23 protein-coding genes, 4 tRNA genes and 1 pseudogene are annotated in these 23,452 nt (G+C 35.0%); 26 read left to right on the plus strand and 2 right to left on the minus strand.

Features of this window, described 5'->3' with window-relative positions; translation table 11 throughout:
* Nucleotides 1–149: 149 nt before the first annotated feature.
* From NiCM35_RS22955 to NiCM35_RS23005, 11 genes and pseudogenes are all read left to right on the plus strand, one after another.
* Nucleotides 150–1,001: a mechanosensitive ion channel family protein gene (locus NiCM35_RS22955; RefSeq protein ID WP_095333241.1), complete on the plus strand. Its 852-nt coding sequence runs from the start codon at nt 150–152 to the stop codon at nt 999–1,001.
* A gap of 20 nt (nt 1,002–1,021) precedes the next feature.
* Nucleotides 1,022–1,222, plus strand: a complete 201-nt coding sequence (locus NiCM35_RS22960) for a DUF951 domain-containing protein (protein WP_095333243.1) — start codon at nt 1,022–1,024, stop codon at nt 1,220–1,222.
* Between the two features lie 178 nt (nt 1,223–1,400).
* Complete coding sequence (gene ychF / locus NiCM35_RS22965; RefSeq protein WP_095333245.1) at nt 1,401–2,501, plus strand: redox-regulated ATPase YchF; 1,101 nt, start codon at nt 1,401–1,403, stop codon at nt 2,499–2,501.
* A gap of 165 nt (nt 2,502–2,666) precedes the next feature.
* Entirely contained in the window at nt 2,667–3,818 is a 1,152-nt protein-coding gene (locus NiCM35_RS22970; protein WP_433780798.1) for a glycosyltransferase family 4 protein, read from the plus strand.
* Nucleotides 3,819–3,983: 165 nt separating this feature from the next.
* The gene (rpsF, locus tag NiCM35_RS22975; RefSeq protein ID WP_047944590.1) at nt 3,984–4,274 is read left to right on the plus strand and encodes a 30S ribosomal protein S6; all 291 of its coding nucleotides are present in this window, start codon (nt 3,984–3,986) and stop codon (nt 4,272–4,274) included.
* 56 nt (nt 4,275–4,330) lie between these two features.
* Complete coding sequence (ssb, locus tag NiCM35_RS22980) at nt 4,331–4,849, plus strand: single-stranded DNA-binding protein (protein WP_047944589.1); 519 nt, start codon at nt 4,331–4,333, stop codon at nt 4,847–4,849.
* A gap of 41 nt (nt 4,850–4,890) precedes the next feature.
* A complete protein-coding gene (gene rpsR / locus NiCM35_RS22985) occupies nt 4,891–5,127 on the plus strand; it encodes a 30S ribosomal protein S18 (RefSeq protein WP_047944615.1) in 237 nt (78 codons plus the stop codon).
* Between the two features lie 382 nt (nt 5,128–5,509).
* Nucleotides 5,510–7,483, plus strand: a complete 1,974-nt coding sequence (locus tag NiCM35_RS22990) for a DHH family phosphoesterase (protein ID WP_123258646.1) — start codon at nt 5,510–5,512, stop codon at nt 7,481–7,483.
* A complete protein-coding gene (gene rplI / locus NiCM35_RS22995; RefSeq protein ID WP_095333249.1) occupies nt 7,480–7,929 on the plus strand; it encodes a 50S ribosomal protein L9 in 450 nt (149 codons plus the stop codon). Before NiCM35_RS22990 ends, rplI begins: the two co-directional genes overlap by 4 nt.
* 250 nt (nt 7,930–8,179) lie before the next feature.
* Complete coding sequence (dnaB, locus tag NiCM35_RS23000; RefSeq protein ID WP_047944586.1) at nt 8,180–9,544, plus strand: replicative DNA helicase; 1,365 nt, start codon at nt 8,180–8,182, stop codon at nt 9,542–9,544.
* A gap of 17 nt (nt 9,545–9,561) precedes the next feature.
* Nucleotides 9,562–9,755: pseudogene (locus NiCM35_RS23005) on the plus strand (hypothetical protein); the annotation flags it as partial.
* Between the two features lie 13 nt (nt 9,756–9,768).
* Here the strand turns inward: NiCM35_RS23005 and NiCM35_RS23010 are convergent.
* A complete protein-coding gene (locus NiCM35_RS23010; RefSeq protein ID WP_164464008.1) occupies nt 9,769–9,906 on the minus strand; it encodes a hypothetical protein in 138 nt (45 codons plus the stop codon).
* Nucleotides 9,907–10,071: 165 nt separating this feature from the next.
* On the opposite strand from NiCM35_RS23010, the gene NiCM35_RS23015 reads away from it, so the two are divergent.
* The 15 genes from NiCM35_RS23015 to rlmH all read left to right on the plus strand — a co-directional run bounded on the left by NiCM35_RS23015 (nt 10,072) and on the right by rlmH (nt 22,982).
* Nucleotides 10,072–10,284, plus strand: a complete 213-nt coding sequence (locus NiCM35_RS23015; protein ID WP_433780799.1) for a hypothetical protein — start codon at nt 10,072–10,074, stop codon at nt 10,282–10,284.
* A 301-nt stretch (nt 10,285–10,585) separates the two neighbouring features.
* Nucleotides 10,586–11,545, plus strand: a complete 960-nt coding sequence (locus tag NiCM35_RS23020) for a S16 family serine protease (RefSeq protein WP_433780800.1) — start codon at nt 10,586–10,588, stop codon at nt 11,543–11,545.
* A gap of 684 nt (nt 11,546–12,229) precedes the next feature.
* The gene (locus tag NiCM35_RS23025; RefSeq protein WP_047944584.1) at nt 12,230–13,522 is read left to right on the plus strand and encodes an adenylosuccinate synthase; all 1,293 of its coding nucleotides are present in this window, start codon (nt 12,230–12,232) and stop codon (nt 13,520–13,522) included.
* Between the two features lie 277 nt (nt 13,523–13,799).
* Nucleotides 13,800–13,875, plus strand: a tRNA-Lys gene (locus tag NiCM35_RS23030).
* An 18-nt stretch (nt 13,876–13,893) separates the two neighbouring features.
* Nucleotides 13,894–13,965, plus strand: a tRNA-Glu gene (locus NiCM35_RS23035).
* 33 nt (nt 13,966–13,998) lie between these two features.
* Nucleotides 13,999–14,075: transfer RNA gene (locus NiCM35_RS23040), tRNA-Asp, on the plus strand.
* Nucleotides 14,076–14,186: 111 nt separating this feature from the next.
* A tRNA-Phe gene (locus tag NiCM35_RS23045) sits at nt 14,187–14,259 on the plus strand.
* A gap of 854 nt (nt 14,260–15,113) precedes the next feature.
* Complete coding sequence (gene yycF / locus NiCM35_RS23050) at nt 15,114–15,824, plus strand: response regulator YycF (RefSeq protein WP_047941026.1); 711 nt, start codon at nt 15,114–15,116, stop codon at nt 15,822–15,824.
* A gap of 8 nt (nt 15,825–15,832) precedes the next feature.
* Complete coding sequence (walK, locus tag NiCM35_RS23055; RefSeq protein ID WP_095333252.1) at nt 15,833–17,662, plus strand: cell wall metabolism sensor histidine kinase WalK; 1,830 nt, start codon at nt 15,833–15,835, stop codon at nt 17,660–17,662.
* Nucleotides 17,659–18,972, plus strand: coding sequence for a YycH family regulatory protein (locus NiCM35_RS23060; RefSeq protein ID WP_249877415.1), 1,314 nt, complete (start codon nt 17,659–17,661; stop codon nt 18,970–18,972). Before walK ends, NiCM35_RS23060 begins: the two co-directional genes overlap by 4 nt.
* Nucleotides 18,959–19,759: a two-component system regulatory protein YycI gene (locus NiCM35_RS23065; RefSeq protein ID WP_123258643.1), complete on the plus strand. Its 801-nt coding sequence runs from the start codon at nt 18,959–18,961 to the stop codon at nt 19,757–19,759. Before NiCM35_RS23060 ends, NiCM35_RS23065 begins: the two co-directional genes overlap by 14 nt.
* 6 nt (nt 19,760–19,765) lie before the next feature.
* The gene (locus tag NiCM35_RS23070) at nt 19,766–20,554 is read left to right on the plus strand and encodes an MBL fold metallo-hydrolase (protein ID WP_047941022.1); all 789 of its coding nucleotides are present in this window, start codon (nt 19,766–19,768) and stop codon (nt 20,552–20,554) included.
* A 188-nt stretch (nt 20,555–20,742) separates the two neighbouring features.
* Nucleotides 20,743–21,954 (plus strand): S1C family serine protease, encoded by a 1,212-nt coding sequence (locus NiCM35_RS23075; RefSeq protein WP_249877416.1) that lies wholly within the window; start codon nt 20,743–20,745, stop codon nt 21,952–21,954.
* A gap of 306 nt (nt 21,955–22,260) precedes the next feature.
* On the plus strand, nt 22,261–22,422 hold the full coding sequence (locus tag NiCM35_RS23080; protein WP_095333260.1) for a CxxH/CxxC protein: 162 nt from the start codon (nt 22,261–22,263) through the stop codon (nt 22,420–22,422).
* An 80-nt stretch (nt 22,423–22,502) separates the two neighbouring features.
* Nucleotides 22,503–22,982: a 23S rRNA (pseudouridine(1915)-N(3))-methyltransferase RlmH gene (gene rlmH / locus NiCM35_RS23085; RefSeq protein ID WP_433780801.1), complete on the plus strand. Its 480-nt coding sequence runs from the start codon at nt 22,503–22,505 to the stop codon at nt 22,980–22,982.
* Nucleotides 22,983–23,098: 116 nt separating this feature from the next.
* Here the strand turns inward: rlmH and NiCM35_RS23090 are convergent, their stop codons facing one another.
* A complete protein-coding gene (locus NiCM35_RS23090) occupies nt 23,099–23,419 on the minus strand; it encodes a heme oxygenase (protein WP_095333262.1) in 321 nt (106 codons plus the stop codon).
* Nucleotides 23,420–23,452 lie beyond the last annotated feature (33 nt).

Here is a 23,452-nt window from a genome sequence, read left to right on the forward strand (position 1 = left end):
GAAGGCTTTTGAAGAGTAAAATAGAAAAATAGTTAGCATTATTTTTTATTTGATGTAACTTTATAGAAATTGTTTCATCCATTACGTTGCATGAATAGAGGATAAAAGGAAAATAATCTAGTAGAAGTTTATATTTAGAGGTGTTCTAAATGGATAAAAATATAAAAGAAGGTATAGATAGTCTTATGAATGAGAATTTGTGGAGGGATGTCGGCTTTGGCGCACTAAAACTTGTCCTTATTTTTCTAATAAGCGGAATTATCATCAGGATAGGGAAGGCTGCGGTACGGAATATATTTAAAGTAAGAACACATTCTGCCTTACGCGTATCTGAAAGAAGAGAAGCAACATTAATTAAGCTGTTAGAAAACACGATTACTTATGTTGTTTATTTCATAGCTATCATGATGGCATTATCTGTCTTTCATATTGATGTTAAAGCATTATTAGCAGGAGCAGGAATTGTCGGCCTAGCTATTGGTTTTGGAGCTCAAAGTCTTGTGAAAGATATTATTACTGGGTTTTTTATAATTTTTGAAGACCAGTTTTCTGTAGGAGACCAAGTACGTATAGGTACTTACGAGGGCGTAGTCGAGGAAATTGGATTACGTACAACAAAAATAAAAGGATTTACTGGAGAGGTAAACATTATCCCGAATGGAAGTATTGTGGATGTCACGAATTTCTCCATCAATAATAGTAAAGCGATTGTCGATGTAAGTATTGCTTATCAAGGTGATATTAATCGAGCAGAAAAAGTAATACAGGAACTAATCGAAAAATTACCAGAGCAATATGAAGATATTGTTGGTGTTCCTGAATTATTAGGGGTACAAAATATTCAAGCAGCAGAAGTAACCATTCGTGTTGTCGCTGAAACATTGCCAACGAAGCATCATGCTATTGCAAGGATATTAAGGAAAGAAATAAAAAATGTTTTAGATGAAAATGGAATTGAAAGTCCTGTCCCAAAATTAGTTATGTATTCGCAACCACAGTAATTCATTTTTTAGGAGGTATTATGGAACAGAAAGAATTTGCTCTAAATGATGTAGTTGAGATGAAAAAAGCCCATCCTTGCGGTACAAACCGCTGGAAAATAATACGATTAGGAATGGATATTCGCATTAAATGCGAGGGATGCGGGCATAGTGTTCTTATTCCGCGAAGAGAATTTGCAAGGAAAATGAAAAAGGTATTAGTAAAGCATGAACAAGAATAGACTATTTTTCTCAGAAAAGACTGCAAATAATATTTGTGGTCTTTTTATTGATGAGAAAGGAACACTACTTGTCTTTTTCTCTCGTTAAAACTATAATTGTTAGAGGTTTATAATAATAATGAAATTACTTTCTATTTTGTACGATAGAGGTAGAAAGTTTATATAAGGGAGTGGCATAATGGCGTTAACTGCTGGAATAGTTGGTTTACCCAATGTTGGTAAGTCTACATTATTTAATGCAATTACACAAGCAGGTGCAGAATCAGCAAACTATCCGTTCTGTACAATTGATCCAAATGTTGGAATTGTAGAAGTACCTGATCATCGTTTAACAAAATTAACAGAATTAGTACAACCGAAAAAAACAGTACCTACTACTTTTGAATTTACAGATATTGCCGGAATTGTAAAAGGGGCAAGTAAAGGAGAAGGGCTTGGTAATAAATTCTTATCTCATATTCGTGAAGTAGATGCAATTTGCCAAGTAGTACGTTGTTTTGCTGATGATAATATTACCCATGTCTCAGGAAAAGTAGATCCAATTTCTGATATAGAAACAATCAACCTAGAGTTAATTCTTGCTGATTTAGAATCGGTAGAAAAAAGAATTGCCCGAGTTGGGAAAATGGCGAAACAAAAAGATAAAGAAGCAGTTGCGGAATTAGAAGTATTAGAACTATTAAAAGCTGCTTTTGAAGAAGAAAAACCAGCAAGAACCGTAGAATTTACAGAAGAACAAGCAAAAATTGCTAAGGGGCTACACCTCTTAACCATTAAGCCGGTATTATATGTTGCGAATGTAGGCGAAGATGAAATTGCTGATGCAGCAAATAATGAATATGTAAAGCGAGTAAAAGAATTTGCTGCAAATGAAAATGCAGAAGTTATTATTATTTGTGCAAAAATTGAAGAAGAAATTGCGGAGCTTGAAGGGGAAGAAAAAGAAATGTTCTTACAAGAGCTTGGCATTGAAGAATCTGGTTTAGATCAGTTAATTCGTGCGGCTTATCATCTTCTTGGGCTAGCAACATACTTTACTGCTGGTGTGCAAGAAGTACGTGCTTGGACATTTGTACAAGGAATGAAAGCACCACAATGTGCAGGAATTATTCATTCCGATTTTGAAAGAGGCTTTATTCGTGCCGAAACCGTTTCTTATGAGGATTTATTAGCGAGCGGTAATATGGTTGCAGCAAAGGAAGCTGGTAAAGTTCGCTTGGAAGGTAAAGAATATGTTGTGAGAGATGGAGATATTATCCACTTCCGTTTCAACGTTTAATACAATAAATAGGAAAATCACTCCTGCTAAGGAATAGCGGGAGTGATTTTTTATATGGAAGAAGATAACTGTACAATCTTTTTACAATTCTTTAAAACTCTTCAAGCATTCGATTGTTAAAATAAATATAACATAAAATAGTTTGCTAAAAAGGGAGTGGGGCTTTTGAAAATTGCCATTTTTTCAGACACTTATTTTCCTCAAGTAAATGGTGTTGCTCAGACTTTAAAAAGACTTACTAATCATTTTGACAACAGACAAATAGCTTATCAAGTTTATTCTCCTGAAAATAAAACTTCTACTACATACCCTAATATAAACCAATTTCCAAGTCTTCCGTTTTTTCTTTATCCTGAGTGCCGAACTGTTATCACCAATCCAAAGAAAATAGAAAATAGTTTAAAAAAATTCCAACCAGACCTTATTCATCTAGCAACACCATACATGATGGGATTATACGGGTTATTTGCTGCTAAGAAATTAAATATTCCAGTGGTATCCTCCTATCACACCAACTTTGATCAATATCTTAAATACTACCATGCCTCCTTGCTAGAACCATTTTTATGGAAATATTTAAAATGGTTTCATCAAGCAACGGAAAAAATATTTGTTCCCAGTAAAGAAACACAAAGAAAGTTAGAGTCCTTACATTTTGATGGCTTAAAAGTTTGGGGAAGAGGGATTGATTCAAAGCTTTTTGCGCCTAATCATGATGCTAAAGAACAACTAAGAAAGAAATACCATATAAAAGAAAAATATATTTTATTGTATGTAGGTAGATTAGCTCCAGAGAAAGATTTAGATACATTAAATAAAATTATTCATTTTCCTTCTGATATCAAAGATTCGGTCCATTGGCTAATTGTTGGAGATGGACCAAACAAAGAAGCCTGGAGGGAAAAAGAGAGAGTACAAAAAAATATTACCTTAACTGGTTATATAAAGGGGGAAGAGTTGGCAAGGATATATGCAGGAGCAGATCTTTTTGTTTTCCCTTCCTTTACAGAAACTTTTGGGAATGTCGTATTAGAAGCCATGTCTAGCGGTACTCCGGCTGTGGTTGCGAATGCAGGAGGGGTAAAAGAGTTTGTAATAAACGATGTGAATGGAAGAATATGTGAACAGCAAAATGCTGAGAGTTTTGTTCATGCAATAAGTGAGCTATTGGAAGATAAAACGATGCGATTGAGAATGGGAGTAGAAGCTAGAAATTATGCTTTAACTCAATCATGGGATACTATTTTTGATGGGTTAATAAGTGATTACTATGATGTTTTACAATCCAGTCGTAATATTAATGAAAAGTACGCTTAAAAGAGCTAGTACTTTTCATTATTTGTATAATAAAAAAGAAAAGATATCAGCTCATTTTCCTGCATTGCTATTTAGTATGAAGTATGCTATACTTTTACATTGTGAGTAATGTATAGTTGCTCCTTGCCCAATATGGGCCGTCTAGACCAAAAGGAGGTGAAAGTGATGAAAAAGTACGAAATTATGTACATCATCCGTCCAAATATTGAAGATGAGGCTAAGAAAGCTCTTGTTGAGCGTTTCAACTCTATTCTTACAGATAATGGAGCGGAATTAGCAGAATCAAAAGAGTGGGGTAAACGTCGCCTTGCATATGAAATCAATGATTTCCGCGATGGTTACTATCAATTAGTAAAAGTTAACGCTGCACCAGTAGCGGTTGAAGAATTCTCTCGTTTAGCTAAGATCAACGAAGATATCATTCGCCACATCGTAGTTAAAGATGAAGCAAAATAATAATAGATAAGTGATGTTTCACGTGAAACATTTAAAATGGAAGGGAGTTGAAACTGATGATGAATCGGGTAGTTCTTGTTGGCCGTCTAACGAAGGATCCTGACTTGCGTTATACACCGAGTGGAGTTGCTGTGGCATCTTTTACACTTGCGGTTAACCGTACTTTTACGAACCAGCAAGGGGAAAGAGAAGCAGACTTCATTAACTGTGTTATTTGGAGAAAACCAGCAGAAAACGTTGCTAATTTCTTGAAAAAAGGAAGTTTAGCAGGTGTTGATGGTCGTATTCAAACTCGTAGCTATGATGGACAAGACGGAAAACGCGTGTATGTAACAGAAGTATTAGCAGAAAGTGTTCAGTTCTTAGAACCTAGAAACAGCTCTGGTAATAATAGAAGTGACAACATGAATTATGGGGCCCCAAGAGAACAAGATAATCCTTTTGGAGGATCAAATAATTATCAGAATCAGCGACCTCAAACAAATAGAAACAATCAAGATTATACAAAAGTGGATGAAGATCCATTTGCAAATAGCGGTCAAATCGATATTTCAGATGATGATCTACCGTTCTAAACAGTAATTTTGATAATAAAAAGGAGGTTAATCTCATGGCAATGGGTGGACGCAGAGGTGGCCGTGCAAAGCGTCGTAAAGTATGTTACTTTACAGCTAACGGTATCACTCACATCGATTATAAAGATGTAGATTTACTTAAAAAATTCATCTCAGAACGTGGTAAAATTTTACCTCGTCGTGTAACTGGTACAAGCGCTAAATATCAACGTAAATTAACGATTGCTATTAAACGTGCTCGTACTATGGCTTTACTACCATACGTAAGTGGAGAATAATTAGCCTATAAAAAACCCTATTAGACATTTGTTTAATAGGGTTTTTATATTATCTATATGAAAACACTTGCATTTTATTTTTTTGTTCTCTATACTCACGTTGTCACTAAATTGAAGAAGTAGATAAATGATAGTAAAATATTAGATGAAGATGCAAACCCAAACCCAAACCCAAACCCTTTTTTCTGGTAGAATCCCTTTTTCTAATGCCATAATAAGAAATTAATTATGTGGAAAATCTTATTCATCCATCATGGAGTAAACGAACAGAGATAGACCTTTTTATATTTTAATTTAGTATTATGGGGTATAATAGTATCAGGTTTAATGAATACATAGTAAGGATTATGTGAAAATCTCACGAGTTTTAGGAGGAGAAAAATTGCCTACTTTTTTAGAGAAAGGATCCATACGGTATCCATTAATAAGTTTAATCGGTATTACCATTATCATGCTTGGAATCCTCTCTTTTTATAATTGGTTCTTTTCCTTAATTGGGTTATTTCTTTTTGTTATTCCTTTTTATTTTATTTTACGAATAGATAGTCGTCAGAGAAAGGAAACGGAAGAATATATAACCACTCTTTCCTACCGTGTTAAAAAAGTAGGGGAAGAGGCATTAATGGAAATGCCAATAGGAATCATGCTTATAAATGATGATTATTATATCGAATGGACAAATCCCTTTTTAGCATCTTGTTTTACAGAGGATACACTTGTTGGAAGGTCTTTATATGATGTTTCTCCATCCATTATCCCATTAATTAAACAAGAGGTAGAAACAGAAATCATTACATTACATGAAAGAAAGTTCCGAGTCATTCATAAAGTGGAAGAACGACTATTATACTTTTTCGATGTGACAGAGCAAACGGAAATTGAAAAGCTGTATGAAGACGAACGTACGGCAATTGCCATTATCTTTCTAGATAATTATGATGACTTAACGCAAGGTATGGATGATCAGACAAGAAGTAGCATTAATAATACAGTCACAGCCATTTTAAATAAATGGGCTACAGATAATGGAGTCTTATTAAAACGGATTTCCTCTGATCGTTTTATTGCTATTTTCAATGAACATATTCTACAAAATTTGGAAAAGGGCAAGTTTACAATATTAGATGATGTTCGAGAATTAACTACGAAGCAAAATGTACCCTTAACACTTAGTATTGGAGTTGGATCTGGTGTATCTTCCTTGCCTGAGCTGGGAAATATTGCACAATCCAGTCTTGATTTAGCCTTAGGAAGAGGGGGAGATCAAGTAGCGATAAAGCAGCCAAATGGAAAAGTGAAGTTTTTTGGAGGTAAAACAAATCCTGTAGAAAAACGAACTAGGGTTAGAGCACGTGTAATTTCTCATGCTTTAAAGGAATTAGTTTTAGAGAGTGATAAAGTCATTATTATGGGACATAAGAACCCGGATATGGATGCAATTGGCGCAGCGATTGGGATACATAAAGTAGCCCAGATGAACCAAAAGGAAGCATATATAGTCATTAATTTTCAAGAGATAGATACAGCTGTTCGAAGGTTGATGGAAGAAATAAAAAAACAAGAGACCTTGTTTACGAAATTTATCACACCTGATCAAGCATTAGAAATCGCAACAGGCGATACACTTCTAGTAGTAGTTGATACCCATAAGCCTTCTTTAGTGATTGAAGAGCATTTATTGAATAAAATAGAAGATGTAGTAGTAATTGACCATCATCGTCGTGGAGAGGAATTTATAGAGAATCCGATTCTTGTCTATATGGAACCATATGCTTCCTCTACTGCCGAACTAGTAACAGAATTACTAGAATATCAGCCGAAAACTGTTAAAATTGAAATGTTAGAAGCAACAGCCCTTTTAGCAGGAATTATTGTGGATACAAAAAGCTTTACCCTTAGAACAGGGGCACGAACATTTGATGCTGCTTCTTATTTAAGAGGGCAGGGAGCAGACACTGTACTTGTTCAAAAATTCCTAAAAGAGGATATTGAAAACTATGTGAAAAGAGCAAGAATTATTGAAAATGTTCAATTTTATAAAGAGGGAATTGCAATAGCAATAGCGAAGGAAGAAGAAGCAGTAGATGGTGTTTTAATTGCACAAACAGCTGATACACTATTAACAATGGATGGTATCATTGCCTCCTTTGTTATAGCACCTAGAGGGGAAACGATGATAGGAATTAGCGCACGCTCCTTAGGAGAAATCAATGTCCAAATTATTATGGAAAGTCTCCATGGTGGTGGCCATTTGACCAATGCTGCTACACAGCTATCCAATATGCCGATGGAAGAAGTAGAGGCAAGGCTTAAGTTAGCGATTGATGAGTATTTTGAAGGGAGAAGAAAAGAATGAAAGTTATTTTTCTAAAAGATGTAAAAGGAAAAGGGAAAAAAGGGGAAGTTAAAAACGTAGCAGATGGCTATGCACATAACTTTCTTTTGAAACAAGGTTTGGCTGTAGAGGCGAATGCTTCAGCTGTTAGTACATTAAATGCACAAAAGAAAAAAGAAGAGAAAGAAGCTATTGAAGAGCTTAATAGAGCAAAAGAATTAAAAGAAAAGCTAGAAAAGGTAACAGTGGAGCTGCATGCTAAATCAGGTGAAGGCGGCAGATTGTTTGGGTCGATTACAAGTAAGCAAATTGCTGAAGAGCTAAATAAAAAGCATCAAATTAAAATCGATAAACGAAAAATTGAATTAAATGATGCTATTCGTTCATTAGGTGTGACAAAGGTTCCAGTAAAGCTTCATCATGAAGTGTCTGCAACATTAAATGTACATGTAAAAGAATTAAGCTAATATTGGAAGTTCCATTTGCCGCTAAACATGTTAAAATAGAATAAGCTTAAGAAAATGTGATACAGGTTGAGCTGGTCACATTTTTTGTTTGACTGTTTTTAATAGAAAATATTTAAAAGAAATGAAAAGGGCACAGCGGATACAAAAATCTCTTTCGGCAAATGAAAGAATCTTTTTGTATAGATTGTTGCTTTTTTTCACCTAGGCTATGTTTATTATCATATCCTCTCATTTAAGGAGGTTTTATAGATTGAGTGAAATGTTAAATGATCGAATGCCCCCTCAAAATATCGAAGCTGAACAGGCCGTATTAGGGGCCATATTTCTTGAACCACAAAGCTTAACACTAGCTTCTGAAATATTAATACCGGAAGACTTTTATCGTGGCGCACATCAAAGAATATATTCAACGATGCTTAAATTAAATGATGAAGGAAAAGCAGTCGATTTAATAACTGTGACGTCTGAATTAGCAGCTACTAATAACTTAGAAGATACAGGTGGAGTTAGCTATTTGAGCGAGCTGGCAGCATCTGTGCCAACTGCTGCCAATATAGAATATTATGCGAAGATCGTAGAAGAGAAGTCATTGCTGCGCCGATTAATTCGAACAGCAACAAATATTGCCCAAGACGGATATTCCCGCGAGGATGAAGTAGAAGCACTTCTAAGTGAAGCGGAAAAGAATATTTTAGAAGTAGCACAGCGGAAAAATGCCGGTGCGTTTCATAATATCAAAGATGTTCTCGTGCGAACATACGATAATATTGAAGAGATGCATAATCGTAAAGGAGATATAACAGGGATAGCAACAGGGTTTGCTGAGCTTGATAAAATGACGGCTGGATTCCAGCGCAATGATCTAATTATCGTTGGAGCAAGACCATCTGTTGGTAAAACGGCCTTTGCCTTAAATATTGCTCAGAATGTTGCCGTAAAAACAGGAGAAAATGTAGCAATCTTCAGTTTGGAGATGGGAGCAGAGCAACTTGTTATGCGTATGCTTTGTGCAGAAGGTAATATAGATGCACAGCGTCTTCGTACAGGGTCATTAACGGACGAGGACTGGGGCAAGCTGACAATGGCAATGGGGAGTCTATCCAATGCTGGTATTTTCATTGATGATACACCAGGGGTGAAGATTACCGATATAAGAGCTAAATGTCGCCGCTTAAAGCAGGAGCATGGCTTAGGAATGATATTAATTGATTATCTTCAGCTTATTTTAGGAAGTGGGCGAGCAGGCGAAAATAGACAGCAAGAGGTTTCGGAAATTTCCCGTTCCTTAAAACAGCTTGCACGTGAGCTTCAAGTGCCTGTAATCGCCTTGTCGCAGCTATCACGTGGGGTAGAGCAAAGACAAGATAAGCGTCCGATGATGTCTGATATCCGGGAATCAGGAAGTATTGAGCAGGATGCCGATATTGTAGCATTCTTGTACCGTGATGATTACTATGACAAGGAATCAGAAAGCAAGAATATTATAGAGATCATTATTGCGAAACAGCGTAATGGACCAACAGGAACAGTACAATTAGCTTTTGTTAAAGAATATAATAAATTCGTCAATTTAGAACGGCGCTTTGAAGATGGGGCAATGCCGACAGGCGCTTAAGGAAAAAAGATTAGTAGCTAAAAAACTATATCTATTTATTAAAATTACATGCACCTGATAAAGAAGTAACTTTTGATATGTTATTAAGTATGTACAATAATTCCCAATTAGTACGACATATACACGTTAAAATGATATTGGAGCTAACATCTTAATTAGAAGAGTTTTATTCGGAAAATCTAATTTCTCTTTTGATGAGCACCTTGAAAAAAACCATAACCATCTTAACCCAAAAAATTAAGATGGTTATGGTTTTTTCTTATCTTTACCTTAGTAACACTGATTGATTTCTTCCCTAATTTCCCAAATTGTTTTAAAAGATCCTTCGGAATTTTTTCTCCCCTTAAAATCGATTTAGTCATATATTATCCTCCTACCTTATGTAAATATTCGTCTAGTTAAAGTTTGTCCAGATTTCTAGATTATATACATTCTAATCCACTCTCCCCTCTCATACTCTAGCAATATAACAATTTGACACTGAGATAAAAGACCAAAATAAAGAAGCAGAGGGGGAAGAGGAAGAGATGAAACAAATGGAACTACTAAATCCTATATTCAATAGCAGCAACCGTCCAAAAGAAATTCCATCTATTAAAGAGAATGTTCAGAAACGGTCTATAACCAAAGAAGAAGGTAGACAAACAAGGAGTGATAAAAAGAAAGATGTGAAGATCCCTCTTTCGGAAGAGGAAAGGCAAATGGTAAAAAGAGTAGCAAGAAGAATGGGTGGAGCCTGATAATGAATTTGTTGTGGAAGATATTTTACGGTTACTTTACAGTGATTTTATACAGCAGTATAAGTCTGGAAATTTAAAAAACAGCATTCCAAATATAATTAGAAGGTTAAATCAACGAGGACTGATAAACCGTTTTTAAAAAGTTTATATTCTATGAGTATGTTATTATTAAAATGGAAAAATGTCTCCATTTAATTTTGGTTTTTAAACAAATATCTATAGAAAAGCAGTAGACTAAAAGAAATTTTATTAATGCAAAGATCCATTAAATATTCATAATAAAATAACGAGGGGAATTTTAATGAGTTCAATTAACAATAAAATTGCTAAACTGTCTCCCAAAAAGTTAAAAGTAAGGAACAGGTTAAAAAATAAATCCATAAAAGATTATGAATTTCCCCCTGTTTCTAGATTAATTTTATTATACTTGACAAGTTTAATTTTTTATTTTTTTAATATCATCTCGGGATTTATTTATGTTATTGCTTTACTATTTTTGTTTATATTTTTAATAATTCACTATTCTAATTTAAGAAAAAGAAGTAATTCCAACCGGGTATTTGTTATGCCATTTTTACTCCCATTTTTGATAGTCTTATATGAATTTCCGATTATATTCTTTGACGAGTACAAATTCCTAGTTACGAGTTTCAATCAACCAGAAGAAATAATTAGTGGTACCAATATATATTTTTTATCGGTTAAAGAAGATACGGTAAGTAATATACAAAATGAGAAAGAAGTTAGAAATATTTATGCTACTAATCATCAAGAGATTTATGAAATAGTTCCTGTTACCAACTTTATTCGATATACCAGTAAAAACCAATTCATTTATGAGTTAGTAGGTTTAAAAAATCCCGAATTTGAACAATATTATCAGGACATTTCAGCATATATAGGATCAGATAATACTTTTATTAAAGAATTTTTGTCACGAAAAAATTCACAAGGAAACAGTGCTGGCCTAGCATTAGTCTTATCTAGTTATCTAATTGAACAAAATTTCCAGAATGATATCTTAATCGGAGTTACTGGATCCGTTAATAAAAGTGGAAAGGTCGAAGAGGTAGGTTATATAAAAGAAAAGATATTAAGTGCAGAGAGAAGTGGTCTCACGTTTATAATAGTTCCAAATAAGAACATTATCGAAGCAAATGAAATAAAAGACGATTTAAACCTCTCGATAAATATAATTGGTGTTAGTAAAATTGACGAAGCGATTCAACTTATAGAAGATTTGCATAATGGTAAAAATTAAATTTGAAAGCATTACTGATTTATTAAAGAACACTTAAGTTAAAACTTTAAAACTTAATATAGTGAAAGGGTCTCAAAAAAGTGTCATATACTCGAAAAATTGTAGTTATGACACTTTTGCGACCCTTAAGTATAGCTAAATTGACCAATTTACCACTTAGCTTAAAGGAAAAGTTCCTTTTTCCAGTGTAGAACGCTTTTTAAATTACTCTCTTGCTATTGATGGAGAACCCATTCCTACCCTCATTGAAGAAAAGGAAGTAGACAAAAAACAGAAATAGAAAAAGTCCCCAAAGAAAAAAACAGCGTTCAAAAGGTAGTGTAAAAAAATGTCATTAAAAGAAAATATTCCTTTCACGTACATAACGCACCAACAGAAAAAGTAATCGGGGTGTCAGTAACGATGAGTGGAGCTACTATGTCATAATCCTACAATGTCAGAGATATTAAATAGACTGCTAGCTACTAGTCTTTTTTTACCTTTTCAGATGGATAGAAGCCTTAATCGGAGCAAATACTTCAACTTATATCTTTTTTTATTAATCTCTTTTCACGAACATAATATTAAAATATCAAAAAGATTGTTCGTGTTTTATTGACTTTTATCTTGAAAAATTGATAAAATAGGAATGTTGATTAAGGATATAATAAAAAGATATAGAAACCTGTGGAGGTGCTCTAGGATATGTCATCAGTAGTGGTCGTAGGAACGCAATGGGGAGACGAAGGAAAAGGTAAAATTACCGATTTCCTATCTGAAAATGCAGAAGTGATTGCACGTTATCAAGGCGGTAACAATGCAGGTCATACAATTAAGTTTAATGGAGAAACTTATAAGTTACACTTAATTCCATCTGGGATATTTTATAAAGAAAAAATTAGTGTGGTTGGAAACGGAATGGTCGTTGATCCAAAAGCGATCATTGAAGAATTAAAATATTTACATGACCGTAATATCAATACAGATAATTTGAGAATTAGTAATCGTGCACATGTTATTCTTCCCTATCATCTAAAATTAGATGAGGTTGAGGAAGAAAGCAAAGGTGCTAATAAAATTGGAACAACGAAAAAAGGAATTGGACCAGCTTATATGGATAAAGCGGCGCGTACTGGTATCCGTATTGCTGACTTATTAGATAAAGAAGTATTTGAAGAAAAGCTTGCAAGAAATTTAATTGAAAAAAACCGTTTATTAGAGCGTATTTATGAAACGGAAGGCTTTAAATTAGAAGATATTTTAGATGAATATTATGAGTATGGGCAGCAAATTAAGAAATATGTTTGTGACACTTCTGTTGTATTGAATGATGCATTAGATGAAGGCCGCAGAGTATTATTTGAAGGTGCTCAAGGGGTAATGCTTGATATCGATCAAGGTACGTATCCGTTTGTTACATCTTCTAATCCAGTGGCTGGAGGGGTAACAATTGGTTCAGGTGTTGGTCCAACGAAAATTAAACATGTAGTTGGTGTATCCAAAGCCTATACATCAAGAGTAGGGGATGGACCTTTCCCAACAGAACTAAATGACGAAATTGGACATCATATTAGAGAAGTTGGCCGTGAATATGGAACAACAACTGGTAGACCACGCCGTGTCGGCTGGTTTGATAGTGTCGTTGTACGTCATGCACGTCGTGTTAGCGGTATTACTGATCTTTCTCTGAATTCCATTGATGTTTTAACAGGAATTGAAACAGTAAAGATTTGTGTTGCTTATAAATACAAAGGGGAAGTAATGGAAGAGTTCCCAGCAAGCCTTAAAGTACTAGCTGATTGTGAGCCAGTATATGAAGAATTACCAGGCTGGTCAGAGGACATTACTGGATGTAAAACATTAAGTGAGCTTCCTGAAAATGCCCGTCATTATTTAGAAAGAGTTTCACAGTTAACAGGGATCCCATTATCCATGTTCTCAGTTGGTCCAGATCGTACACAAACAAATGTGATACACAGCCCTTGGAGACAAATCTAAACATGGTAAGAGGTCGTTCTAAACGTGTTAGAACGACCTTTTCTTTTCTAAATAGATAATAGAAGCAGGCTGGCTTGATTCGTTTACAGAAATGGCATGAGGGTATGATAAGTATACAGCATTCTTTATGTTGGGTATTTAATTTTAGTAACCTTGCGGAGGAAAAATAGTTACGTAGGAGTTAAAAAATATTTTTAAAAAAAACTTTTAAAAAAAGTATTGCTTTTTATTTTAATAATATGCTAATATAAAAAGCGTCGCAAATGACAAAAAATACGAGCCATTAGCTCAGTCGGTAGAGCATCTGACTTTTAATCAGAGGGTCGGAGGTTCGAATCCTCCATGGCTCACCATTTCTTGTAATAATTCACGGCCCATTGGTCAAGCGGTTAAGACACCGCCCTTTCACGGCGGTAACACGGGTTCGAATCCCGTATGGGTCATAATATCTTTTTAAAGGTATTAATAGTAAAAATGGTCCGGTAGTTCAGTTGGTTAGAATGCCTGCCTGTCACGCAGGAGGTCGCGGGTTCGAGTCCCGTCCGGACCGCCATTTTTTCTTCCTATGCATTTGCATATTTAATATATATTTTTATCTAATACATATTGAAGACAAGTAAGAATTTCGACCTGTGCTGCTAGTAAGCATCTGTCACAATAGTTTGGCTCAGTAGCTCAGTCGGTAGAGCAAAGGACTGAAAATCCTTGTGTCGGCGGTTCGATTCCGTCCTGAGCCACCTTGATTTATCATTACAACGACTGTTCGTTGTTTTTTTTATGCCAAATTATTTCCCCGTAAATAAATGTGAAGAAATCCGCGATTATTACAAATCCCCACAGAACATATAAATTTAACAACAATTTTATTACAATATAATAGCAAACCATTTTTCTTTATAAAAGTATGATAAAGTTAATGTATATGTCTTCTTTGAAAGGAACTTTATAAAATAATGAAGTGAATGGAGTAGAGACAGAAGAGTTTTATTTAATTTAGAAAAAACGTATGTAAGAGGATGCTATAGACAAAAAAGGACAAGGGATCCATTCTATTAAAAAGGATATCCTTGCCAAAATTAAGGGAAAATGAAACTCATATATATAGACGATTAACTCGTCTAAAAGGTTTCAATAATTTATCCATCTATCTATGTATTTTTTCTTATTGTAAAATAATGCTCTCATTAATCTTTTTCTACAGAAAGAAGACATATAGAAGCCTAGTATGTATTGATGATGTATACTTTTAGTTCCCATGCATATGAATAAAACACTAATAAGGAAAAATAAGTAATTCTCTCTTTAATAGAGAGATTTTTTATTCGGGGATGGAAGGAATGGTCAGTGGGCTAATGAAAAGCTTCACTGTTTTTTTATGTGGGACTATTTAGTGAATAGCCGTTCTTTATAGACTTTTGTCTTCCTGTTAACTATTTTTGGTTTCGCTTGGTAAAGGGAGATGAAAGCGGGATAAACTTATAATAGAAAAAAAGTGATTATATAAATTTAAAATGGTAAAGTAGACATTAGAAGTAAACAATAAAAGAATGAAATAACCATAGATAAAACTTGATATAAGGAGAATAGCGGAATGAACAAAAAGATTCTAGTTGTAGATGATGAAAAACCAATTGCGGATATTTTGCAATTTAATTTAAAGAAAGAAGGATTTGAAGTTTATTGTGCTTATGATGGCAACGAGGCGTTAGAGAAGGTAGAAGAACTTCAGCCGGATTTAGTATTATTAGATATTATGCTGCCACAAAGAGATGGAATGGAAGTATGTCGTGAGGTTAGAAAGAAATATGAGATGCCGATTATTATGTTAACGGCTAAGGACTCGGAGATAGATAAGGTATTAGGCCTTGAATTAGGGGCTGACGATTATGTAACAAAGCCTTTCAGTACGAGAGAGCTGATTGCACGTGTTAAAGCAAATCTTCGTAGACACCAGCAAGTTTCTTCTGCTGCAGAAGAGGAGAAAGAAACAAATGAAATTGAAGTGGGTTCCCTTATAATTCACCCAGATGCTTATATCGTATCAAAAAGAGGTGAAATGATTGAGCTGACTCATCGTGAATTTGAATTGCTTTACTATTTAGCAAAACATATCGGACAAGTTATGACGAGAGAGCACTTGCTTCAAACTGTATGGGGTTACGACTACTATGGAGACGTAAGAACAGTAGATGTAACAGTAAGAAGGTTAAGAGAAAAAATTGAAGATAATCCTAGTCATCCAACTTGGATTGTGACAAGAAGAGGCGTTGGATACTATTTGAGAAATCCTGAGCAGGAGTAAATTTATTAATGAAAAAAGTGAGTTTTTTTCGTTCTATTCATTTGAAGCTTGTGGTAGTAATTGTTTTGCTTATTCTAATTTCTATTCAGATTATTGGAGTCTATTTTGTAAAGACTTTACAGACAACCTTATTGGATAGTTTTAAAGTATCGATTCAAGAGAAAGTAAATATCTTATCGATTTATTTAGAAGAGCAGCTTGTAAAGGAAAGAGTCGTCGAAAATGGGGATTCAACGTTAGAAGATGATATTAGAAGAATTCTAAGTGATAATAATTCTTCTGATATTAAGGAAATTAGAGTAGTTAATAGTAATGGTATTATAGTTGGAACTTCGGACCCGGAAAATCAAAATTTAGTTGGCCAGAGAATGGTCGACTATTCGGTAAGACGAGTTTTATCTAATTCTTCCCAGCCAGATAATCCGATCAAGCAGAAAAATGGCGAGAAAATCTATGAGCTGATTACTCCTATAAAGACAAATGGAGATGAAATAGTCGGAGCCATTTATTTGGTAGGGAAAATTGAGAATGTGTATAAACAAATTGATAAGATCAATCAAATCTTCCAAAAAGGAACCATTATTACATTGGTTGTTACCGCTATTTTGGGAGTCCTGTTAGCAAGAACGATCACTAAGCCAATCTCTGATATGCAAAAGCATGCCTTTGCTTTATCCAAGGGGAATTTCTCTCGAAAGGTAAAAGTGTATGGATTTGATGAAATTGGCCAGCTGGCGATCACTTTTAATAATTTGACTAAGAAGCTTCAAGAGTCACAGGCTACAACAGAAAGTGAAAGAAGAAAACTATCTTCAGTATTAGCCTATATGACAGACGGAGTAATTGCGACAGATAGAAAAGGACGGATTATTCTTATTAATGAGCCAGCTGCAAAAATGCTGGATGTTTCACGTGAAACAGTCCTTTCTGAACCAATTGTTAATCTTCTTGATCTTAATGGAAAGTATACATTTGAGGAACTTCTCGAGGAAAGAGAATCGGTTATTTTGGATTATAGTACCCATTATGAGCCATATGTATTACGGGCGAATTTTTCGGTTATCCAAAAAGAAACAGGATTTGTAAATGGTTTAATTACGGTTCTCCACGATATTACCGAACAAGAAAAGATTGATATGGAAAGAAAAGAGTTTGTGGCAAATGTTTCCCATGAATTGCGCACGCCGTTAACAACAATGCGCAGTTATGTAGAGGCTCTATATGATGGGGCATGGAAAGATGACGAATTAGCTCCGAAATTCCTTAATGTTACACAAACGGAAACAGAGCGTATGATACGTCTTGTAAATGACTTATTACAGCTTTCTAAATTGGATAGTCGTGATTATCAGTTAAATAAAGAACTTGTTGATTTCATCGTATTTTATAATCGTATTATTGATCGTTTTGAATTGACGAAGGAACAAAATGTTATTTTTATAAGAAAATTGCCTAAGAAAGCAGCCTTTGTGGAAATTGATGAAGATAAATTGACACAGGTTCTTGATAATATAATTTCTAATGCCTTGAAATACTCTCCTGAAGGTGGGAAAATTACTTTTTCTATAAAGGAGCAAGAACAGCAAATTATCGTAAGTGTATCGGATAATGGCGTAGGTATTCCAAAAGAAAACATTGATAAAATATTTGATCGTTTCTACCGTGTTGATAAAGCGAGAACACGTAAGCTTGGCGGAACAGGACTTGGCCTTGCTATTGCGAAAGAAATGGTAGAGGCACATGGGGGAAGAATTTGGGCATCCAGTAAAGAAGGAAAAGGAACAAAAATATCTTTCACCCTACCGTATATTCAATCGGAAGAGGATGATTGGGGATGAAATATGAGAACGTAAAAAGTGGCATTTTAATCTTGCTGGTAGCATTAAGCGTGTTATTATATTATCTCCTTTGGACAGACCAAGGTGCAGAGTTTGATGCGATGGATACTAGTGGTTCTACTATGAAGCAAGAGGCATTAGGGGCTAAAAAGGAAGTCAGTGAAGTAATAAAACCTGATGAAATTTACCAACACATCGATGGGCAGCATTATGGTACAATTTCCAAGGAGGAAGTAGATCATATTCTAAATAGATTGAAAGAATTTGATTATGGGAATTTCCGTAATATATCTTCCACCATTCCTAGTATAGCTACTTTTTTAGAAGCGCAGAATAATGGTCTAGAAATAAGGTTTCCAGGGCAAGTTCCTTTTCGTATTTACAAAGATATTTTAAGAATTGATCAAGATAATTCCTTTGATTTTGATACGATCTTGTTTTCTTATAAAGATGGAAAGGTTTATTTTCTGTCTAAAGAAACAGGGAAAGTATATGAAACATCGATAAATGCAACCTATATAGAGCAGCTTAATAAATTGAAAGAAAATGTTTATGCGGAAAAGACAGTGTACTCCACTTATTTTTCTTATAAACCTAATGACCAGTATTTAATTTACTTGCCTAATGGTAAGCAGGAAGTAAATAAATATAAATACTTTACAAGACAAATTGAATCTATTCGCTTAAGCAGAGCATTATTTGAAGAGCCTAGTATTGCTCAAAAAGAAATTCTGACAAATTGGGAAGAGTATACGGATGATTCAGGTTTATTACGAATATATAAAGATACCCATATAGTTAGTTTCTTTAAACCTGCAGGCATTTCGAATGAAATGACTCAGAACCATATAATAAATAATAGTATTGAATTGATTAATGAACGTGGCGGCTGGATTAATGACTATCTTTATGTAGGACGAGATGAAGATAGAAAGGTTACCTTTCGTTTATACAATACAAATGGGATGCCTGTGTTCAATCTAAATACGGAGTTGTCCGATATTCGATTATACTGGGAAGATAATAAGGCAAAGCGCCTGTTAACGAGTAATTTAATTATTATTAATACAACCACTCCGTTTGATTTTTCGAAAGAGACTGTCTCATCAGGAGAGGATGTTCTAAAATATCTTAAAAGCAATAAAAAACTGAAGATGGAAAAACTCCAGAAGATCGTACTGGGATACGATATGCAGGTTGATTCGCAAAGTATCGTTTCTTTACAGCCAACTTGGTTTTACCAATATGATCATAAATGGTATTCCCTATATTCGGAAGGAACAGGGGGCAGCTTAGATGGACTGGAGTAAGATAAAGACGATATTTATCATTGCCTTTTTACTATTAGATGTTTATTTAATTTATGAATATGTAAAAATTAAGGAGTACCAGCGGGCCGATGATTTACCAACAGAACCACCAACACACACATTGTCACGGCTAGGAATTGATTACGATAAAGAGAAACTGCCAGTGAATAATGTGAAGGATCAATATTTATCTGCCAAATCGAAGAAATTTACCGATGATGAGATTAAGAAGTTGGAAAAGGGATTATTAAGCGGTCAAGAAATTACGGTAAGAGATAGCATATATCTTCAAGCAGTCCTAGAGAAACCGATCAGTATAGATAAAGAATTCGATCCCGATGAGTTGTCTGATTTTCTGCTTAATTCCGTACTTAACGGTGCAGAGTATCGCTTTTTGGAAAAGAAGGGGAACACGATAAAGTTCTATCAGCAGCATGCAGGAAAGACATTGTATCGTAATCCTAAAGCGGAGCTTACCTTTAATGTCAATGAAGAAAACAAAATTGTTTCTTATAACCAGACGTATTTAGAAAACATTAAAGAGATGGATAAAGAAGAGGTCATTATGCAGCCGCCTGATGCTATTCTTAACTTATTTAAGAATAATTTCATTGAAAGTGGTTCATATGTAAGTCATATAGAACTAGGGTATTATACACAGCTTGATACTTCGGCACAGCTGCTTGCGCCAACTTGGAAAGTAACAGTGAACGAAGAAGATTTTTATGTGAACGCGCTAGATGGACAAGTTATTCAGCCAGAAACAGAGGAAATGAAAGTGGAGTGAGAGAAAATGCGGTTTAGTGTTCTCGCAAGTGGCAGTACAGGAAATGCCATTTTTGTTGAATCAGGAGAACATTCCTTTTTAGTGGATGCCGGATTAAGCGGAAAGCAAATGGAAGGCTTATTCCAAGGCATTGAACGAAAAATGAGTGATCTAACAGGCATATTAGTAACACATGAGCATAGTGACCATATTAAAGGGGTAGGTATTGTTGCAAGAAAGTATAAACTGCCGATCTATGCGAATGAAAAAACATGGAAAGCAATGGATCCACTCATTGGGGAAATTCCCGTCGAGCAGAAATTTCATTTTGATATGGAAACAGTAAAGACATTCGGCAATGTCTCCATTGAATCCTTTGGTGTATCTCATGATGCAGCAGAGCCAATGTTTTATGTATTTCATGAAGGGGAGAAAAAGCTCGTTCTTATCACAGATACTGGGTACGTAAGTGATCGAATGAAAGGAATTATTTCCAATGCAGATTCGTATGTATTTGAAAGCAATCATGATGTGCAGATGCTGCGGATGGGAAAATATCCATGGAATATTAAAAGACGTATCTTAAGTGATGTGGGACATGTCTGTAACGAGGATGCTGCGATAGCCATGAGTGAAGTGATTGGAGATCGTACAAAGCATATATACCTTGCGCACTTAAGCTTAGATAATAATATGAAGGATCTAGCAAGGATGTCAGTTGGACAGACATTAGAAAGCCGAGGCGTTGGATTGGGGGAACAAGTTCATTTATTTGATACCGATCCAAGAATACCAACAAAGCTAATGGCTATATAGCAGGATCGAAAAAAGCGGATAGTCAGATATTCGCTTTTTTTACTAGAGAAATAAAAGTATGGCAGGAAGGCTTTTGGGCATGATAGGGAGAAAACTTCTTGAAGTATTTCGTTTGTTTTTTTGAAAAACAGGAAAAATAATAAGGATATAGGTTAAGGATGATTTTTAGATTATGTCTTTAGAAAGGAATGAAGCTTGTGGAGTATGATTACGGTAATCGGGGAGATGGGCCAAAGAGAGGCTCAAGAAGAGGCTATTTCTTCTCTGGATTTATAGGTGCGGTGATAGGAGCATTACTAGTATTATTATTAAGCCCCCGTTTGACGGACTTAGCAATTTTTCAGAACGGAAATGAAAATGAGCAAATCGTAACTAATTCTGATGGAATAAAAACACAGAATATTTCATTGAACGTGGAAACGGATATTACTAAGGCAGTGGATAAAGCAGCGGACTCAGTTGTCGGTATTACCAATCTGCAGTCCTCTAATTTCTGGGCAGATGAAACAACAGCCCAAGAAGCGGGCACAGGTTCTGGAGTTATTTATAAGAAAAGTGGCGGCAAAGCATTTATTGTCACAAATAATCATGTAGTCCAAGGAGCAACGGAACTTGAGGTCACGTTATCCGATGGAAAAAAAATTAACGCTAAGCTAATAGGTGCCGATATTTGGACAGATTTAGCCGTAGTTGAAGTAGCTGCAAAAGAGATAACAAAAGTAGCAGAGTTTGGCAATTCCGACAGCTTAAAGGCAGGAGAACCAGTCATTGCAATTGGGAATCCTCTCGGATTAACGTTTTCTGGTTCTGTCACGCAAGGAATCATATCTGGCTTACAGCGAACTATCCCTGTCGATATAAATGAAGATGGGACACCTGATTGGCAATCAGAAGTTATTCAAACAGATGCAGCGATTAATCCAGGAAATAGTGGTGGTGCACTGGTTAATATCGAAGGACAGCTTATCGGCATTAATAGCATGAAGATTGCTGAATCTGCGGTAGAGGGAATTGGACTTGCGATTCCAATTAACTCAGCGATTCCAATTATTGAGGATTTAGAACAACATGGAGAAGTGCAGCGCCCTTATATGGGGGTAGAACTGCAATCTGTTAGTGATATTCCAGGCTATTATCAGCAGGAAGCTTTGAAATTACCGAATGATGTTACAACAGGCGTTGCGGTAAAAGATGTTTCACGAAATTCTCCAGCGCAAAAAGCAGGATTAAAAGAGCTAGATGTTATCGTAGAACTAGATGGGGAAGAAATAGTCGATTTAATTGCATTAAGAAAGCATTTATATACGGAGAAGAAAATCGGCGATAAAATGGAAGTGAAATATTATCGAAACGGTAAACTAGAAACAACAGAGCTTACGTTATCAGAGGAAGAAATGTAGTTAAGAAAGTAGAGCGAAGCCTTATTTAGGTATCGCTCTACTTTTTTTATGTGTACGTATTTTTTGAATGGAGATACTATTGCTGAATAGATGTAATGGAGCGAAATAGTTTCTGAAAAAAATAAAGAAATGCTTGTGGATAAGGTTTTATCGAAAAAAGCAGAGGAATTTCATTAGAGTAGTTGCAGTTTTTAGGTAGAATGATAAGATGGAATGTGGATAACTAATAATAAGGTCAAGAAGAAATATTATCCACAATTATTTTTAGAAAAATGAAAACAGTAAGAGGTAAAAGGAGAAGAAGATATGATTTATAGTTGTGCTGAACACGTTGATATAGCAATAGATTCCGTTGTAAATGAGTATGAAACCTTTCCGATTTTAGAACAAATTTCAGAAGAAAAAAAGTTATCAACAACCTGTGAATATTGTAAAAATAATGCCATATATATGGTGGCGAACAAGTGATTCCATACTATATGTGGATTAAAATTGTGGATATGTGGATAAGTATTGTGGATATCTTGTTTGTAAAGTGAGGAAAGCATGTGAATATCTCAATTATTACAGTAGGAAAGTTAAAAGAAAAATATTTAAAGCTTGGAATCGAAGAATATACAAAAAGACTTTCAAGCTATTCTAAAATAGAAATTATTGAGGTGCCAGACGAAAAGGCACCCGAAATCTTAAGCGATGCCGAGATGCTGCAAGTGAAGAAAAAAGAAGGAGAAAGAATCCTTGCCAAAGTTCAAGCTGATGCACACGTTATTGCACTTGCGATAGAGGGCAAGCAAAAGTCATCCGAGGAGTTAGCCGACACACTCGATAAGTTAGGTACATACGGGAAGAGCAAAGTGACATTTATAATTGGTGGATCTTTGGGATTAAGCGATGAAGTGTTAAGGCGAGCAGATGATAAGTTGTCGTTTGGCAAGATGACATTTCCCCATCAGCTGATGCGGTTGATTTTGGTGGAGCAGGTTTATCGGGCTTTTCGGATTATGAGGGGGGAACCTTATCATAAGTAAGTGCGGTTTTTTATTAGATAAAATAGATTTACGGTTTCTCCCTGATTTATTTATTCTTTATATTTTACAGTTCATAAATAAGACCCCTACTATTTGAAGTAGGGGTTAATAAGTTATTATGCATTTGGTTCTGAAGTCGAAGCAACCTGTGAAATAATGATTTCACTTCCCAAGATTGGGGATTCCTGTTCAGTGTTGGTTGGGCCTGTATGTGCTTCCTTAAAAGCAGTGCTGTTTTTCCAAAGGGTAAAATCTTCAATAGTATTCCAATACATATTTACATTTAGCTCATCATATTCTGTTAGATTCTTTGTAATTAAAACCTCCACTTTTATAAACCCATCCATTTTTTGTAGGGGTCCTGGTTTTGTGAACATGGGAGCCATCTTTTCAGCAAAACCCAATTTTGTTTTAAGTCTGTTCGTTACTATAATCATTGGTTATACCTCCATAGTTTTCTATGAAAATGT

Origin of the sequence: Niallia sp. M35, from assembly GCF_050971705.1 — a bacterium.
Classification (GTDB): Bacteria; Bacillota; Bacilli; order Bacillales; family Cytobacillaceae; genus Niallia; species Niallia circulans_A.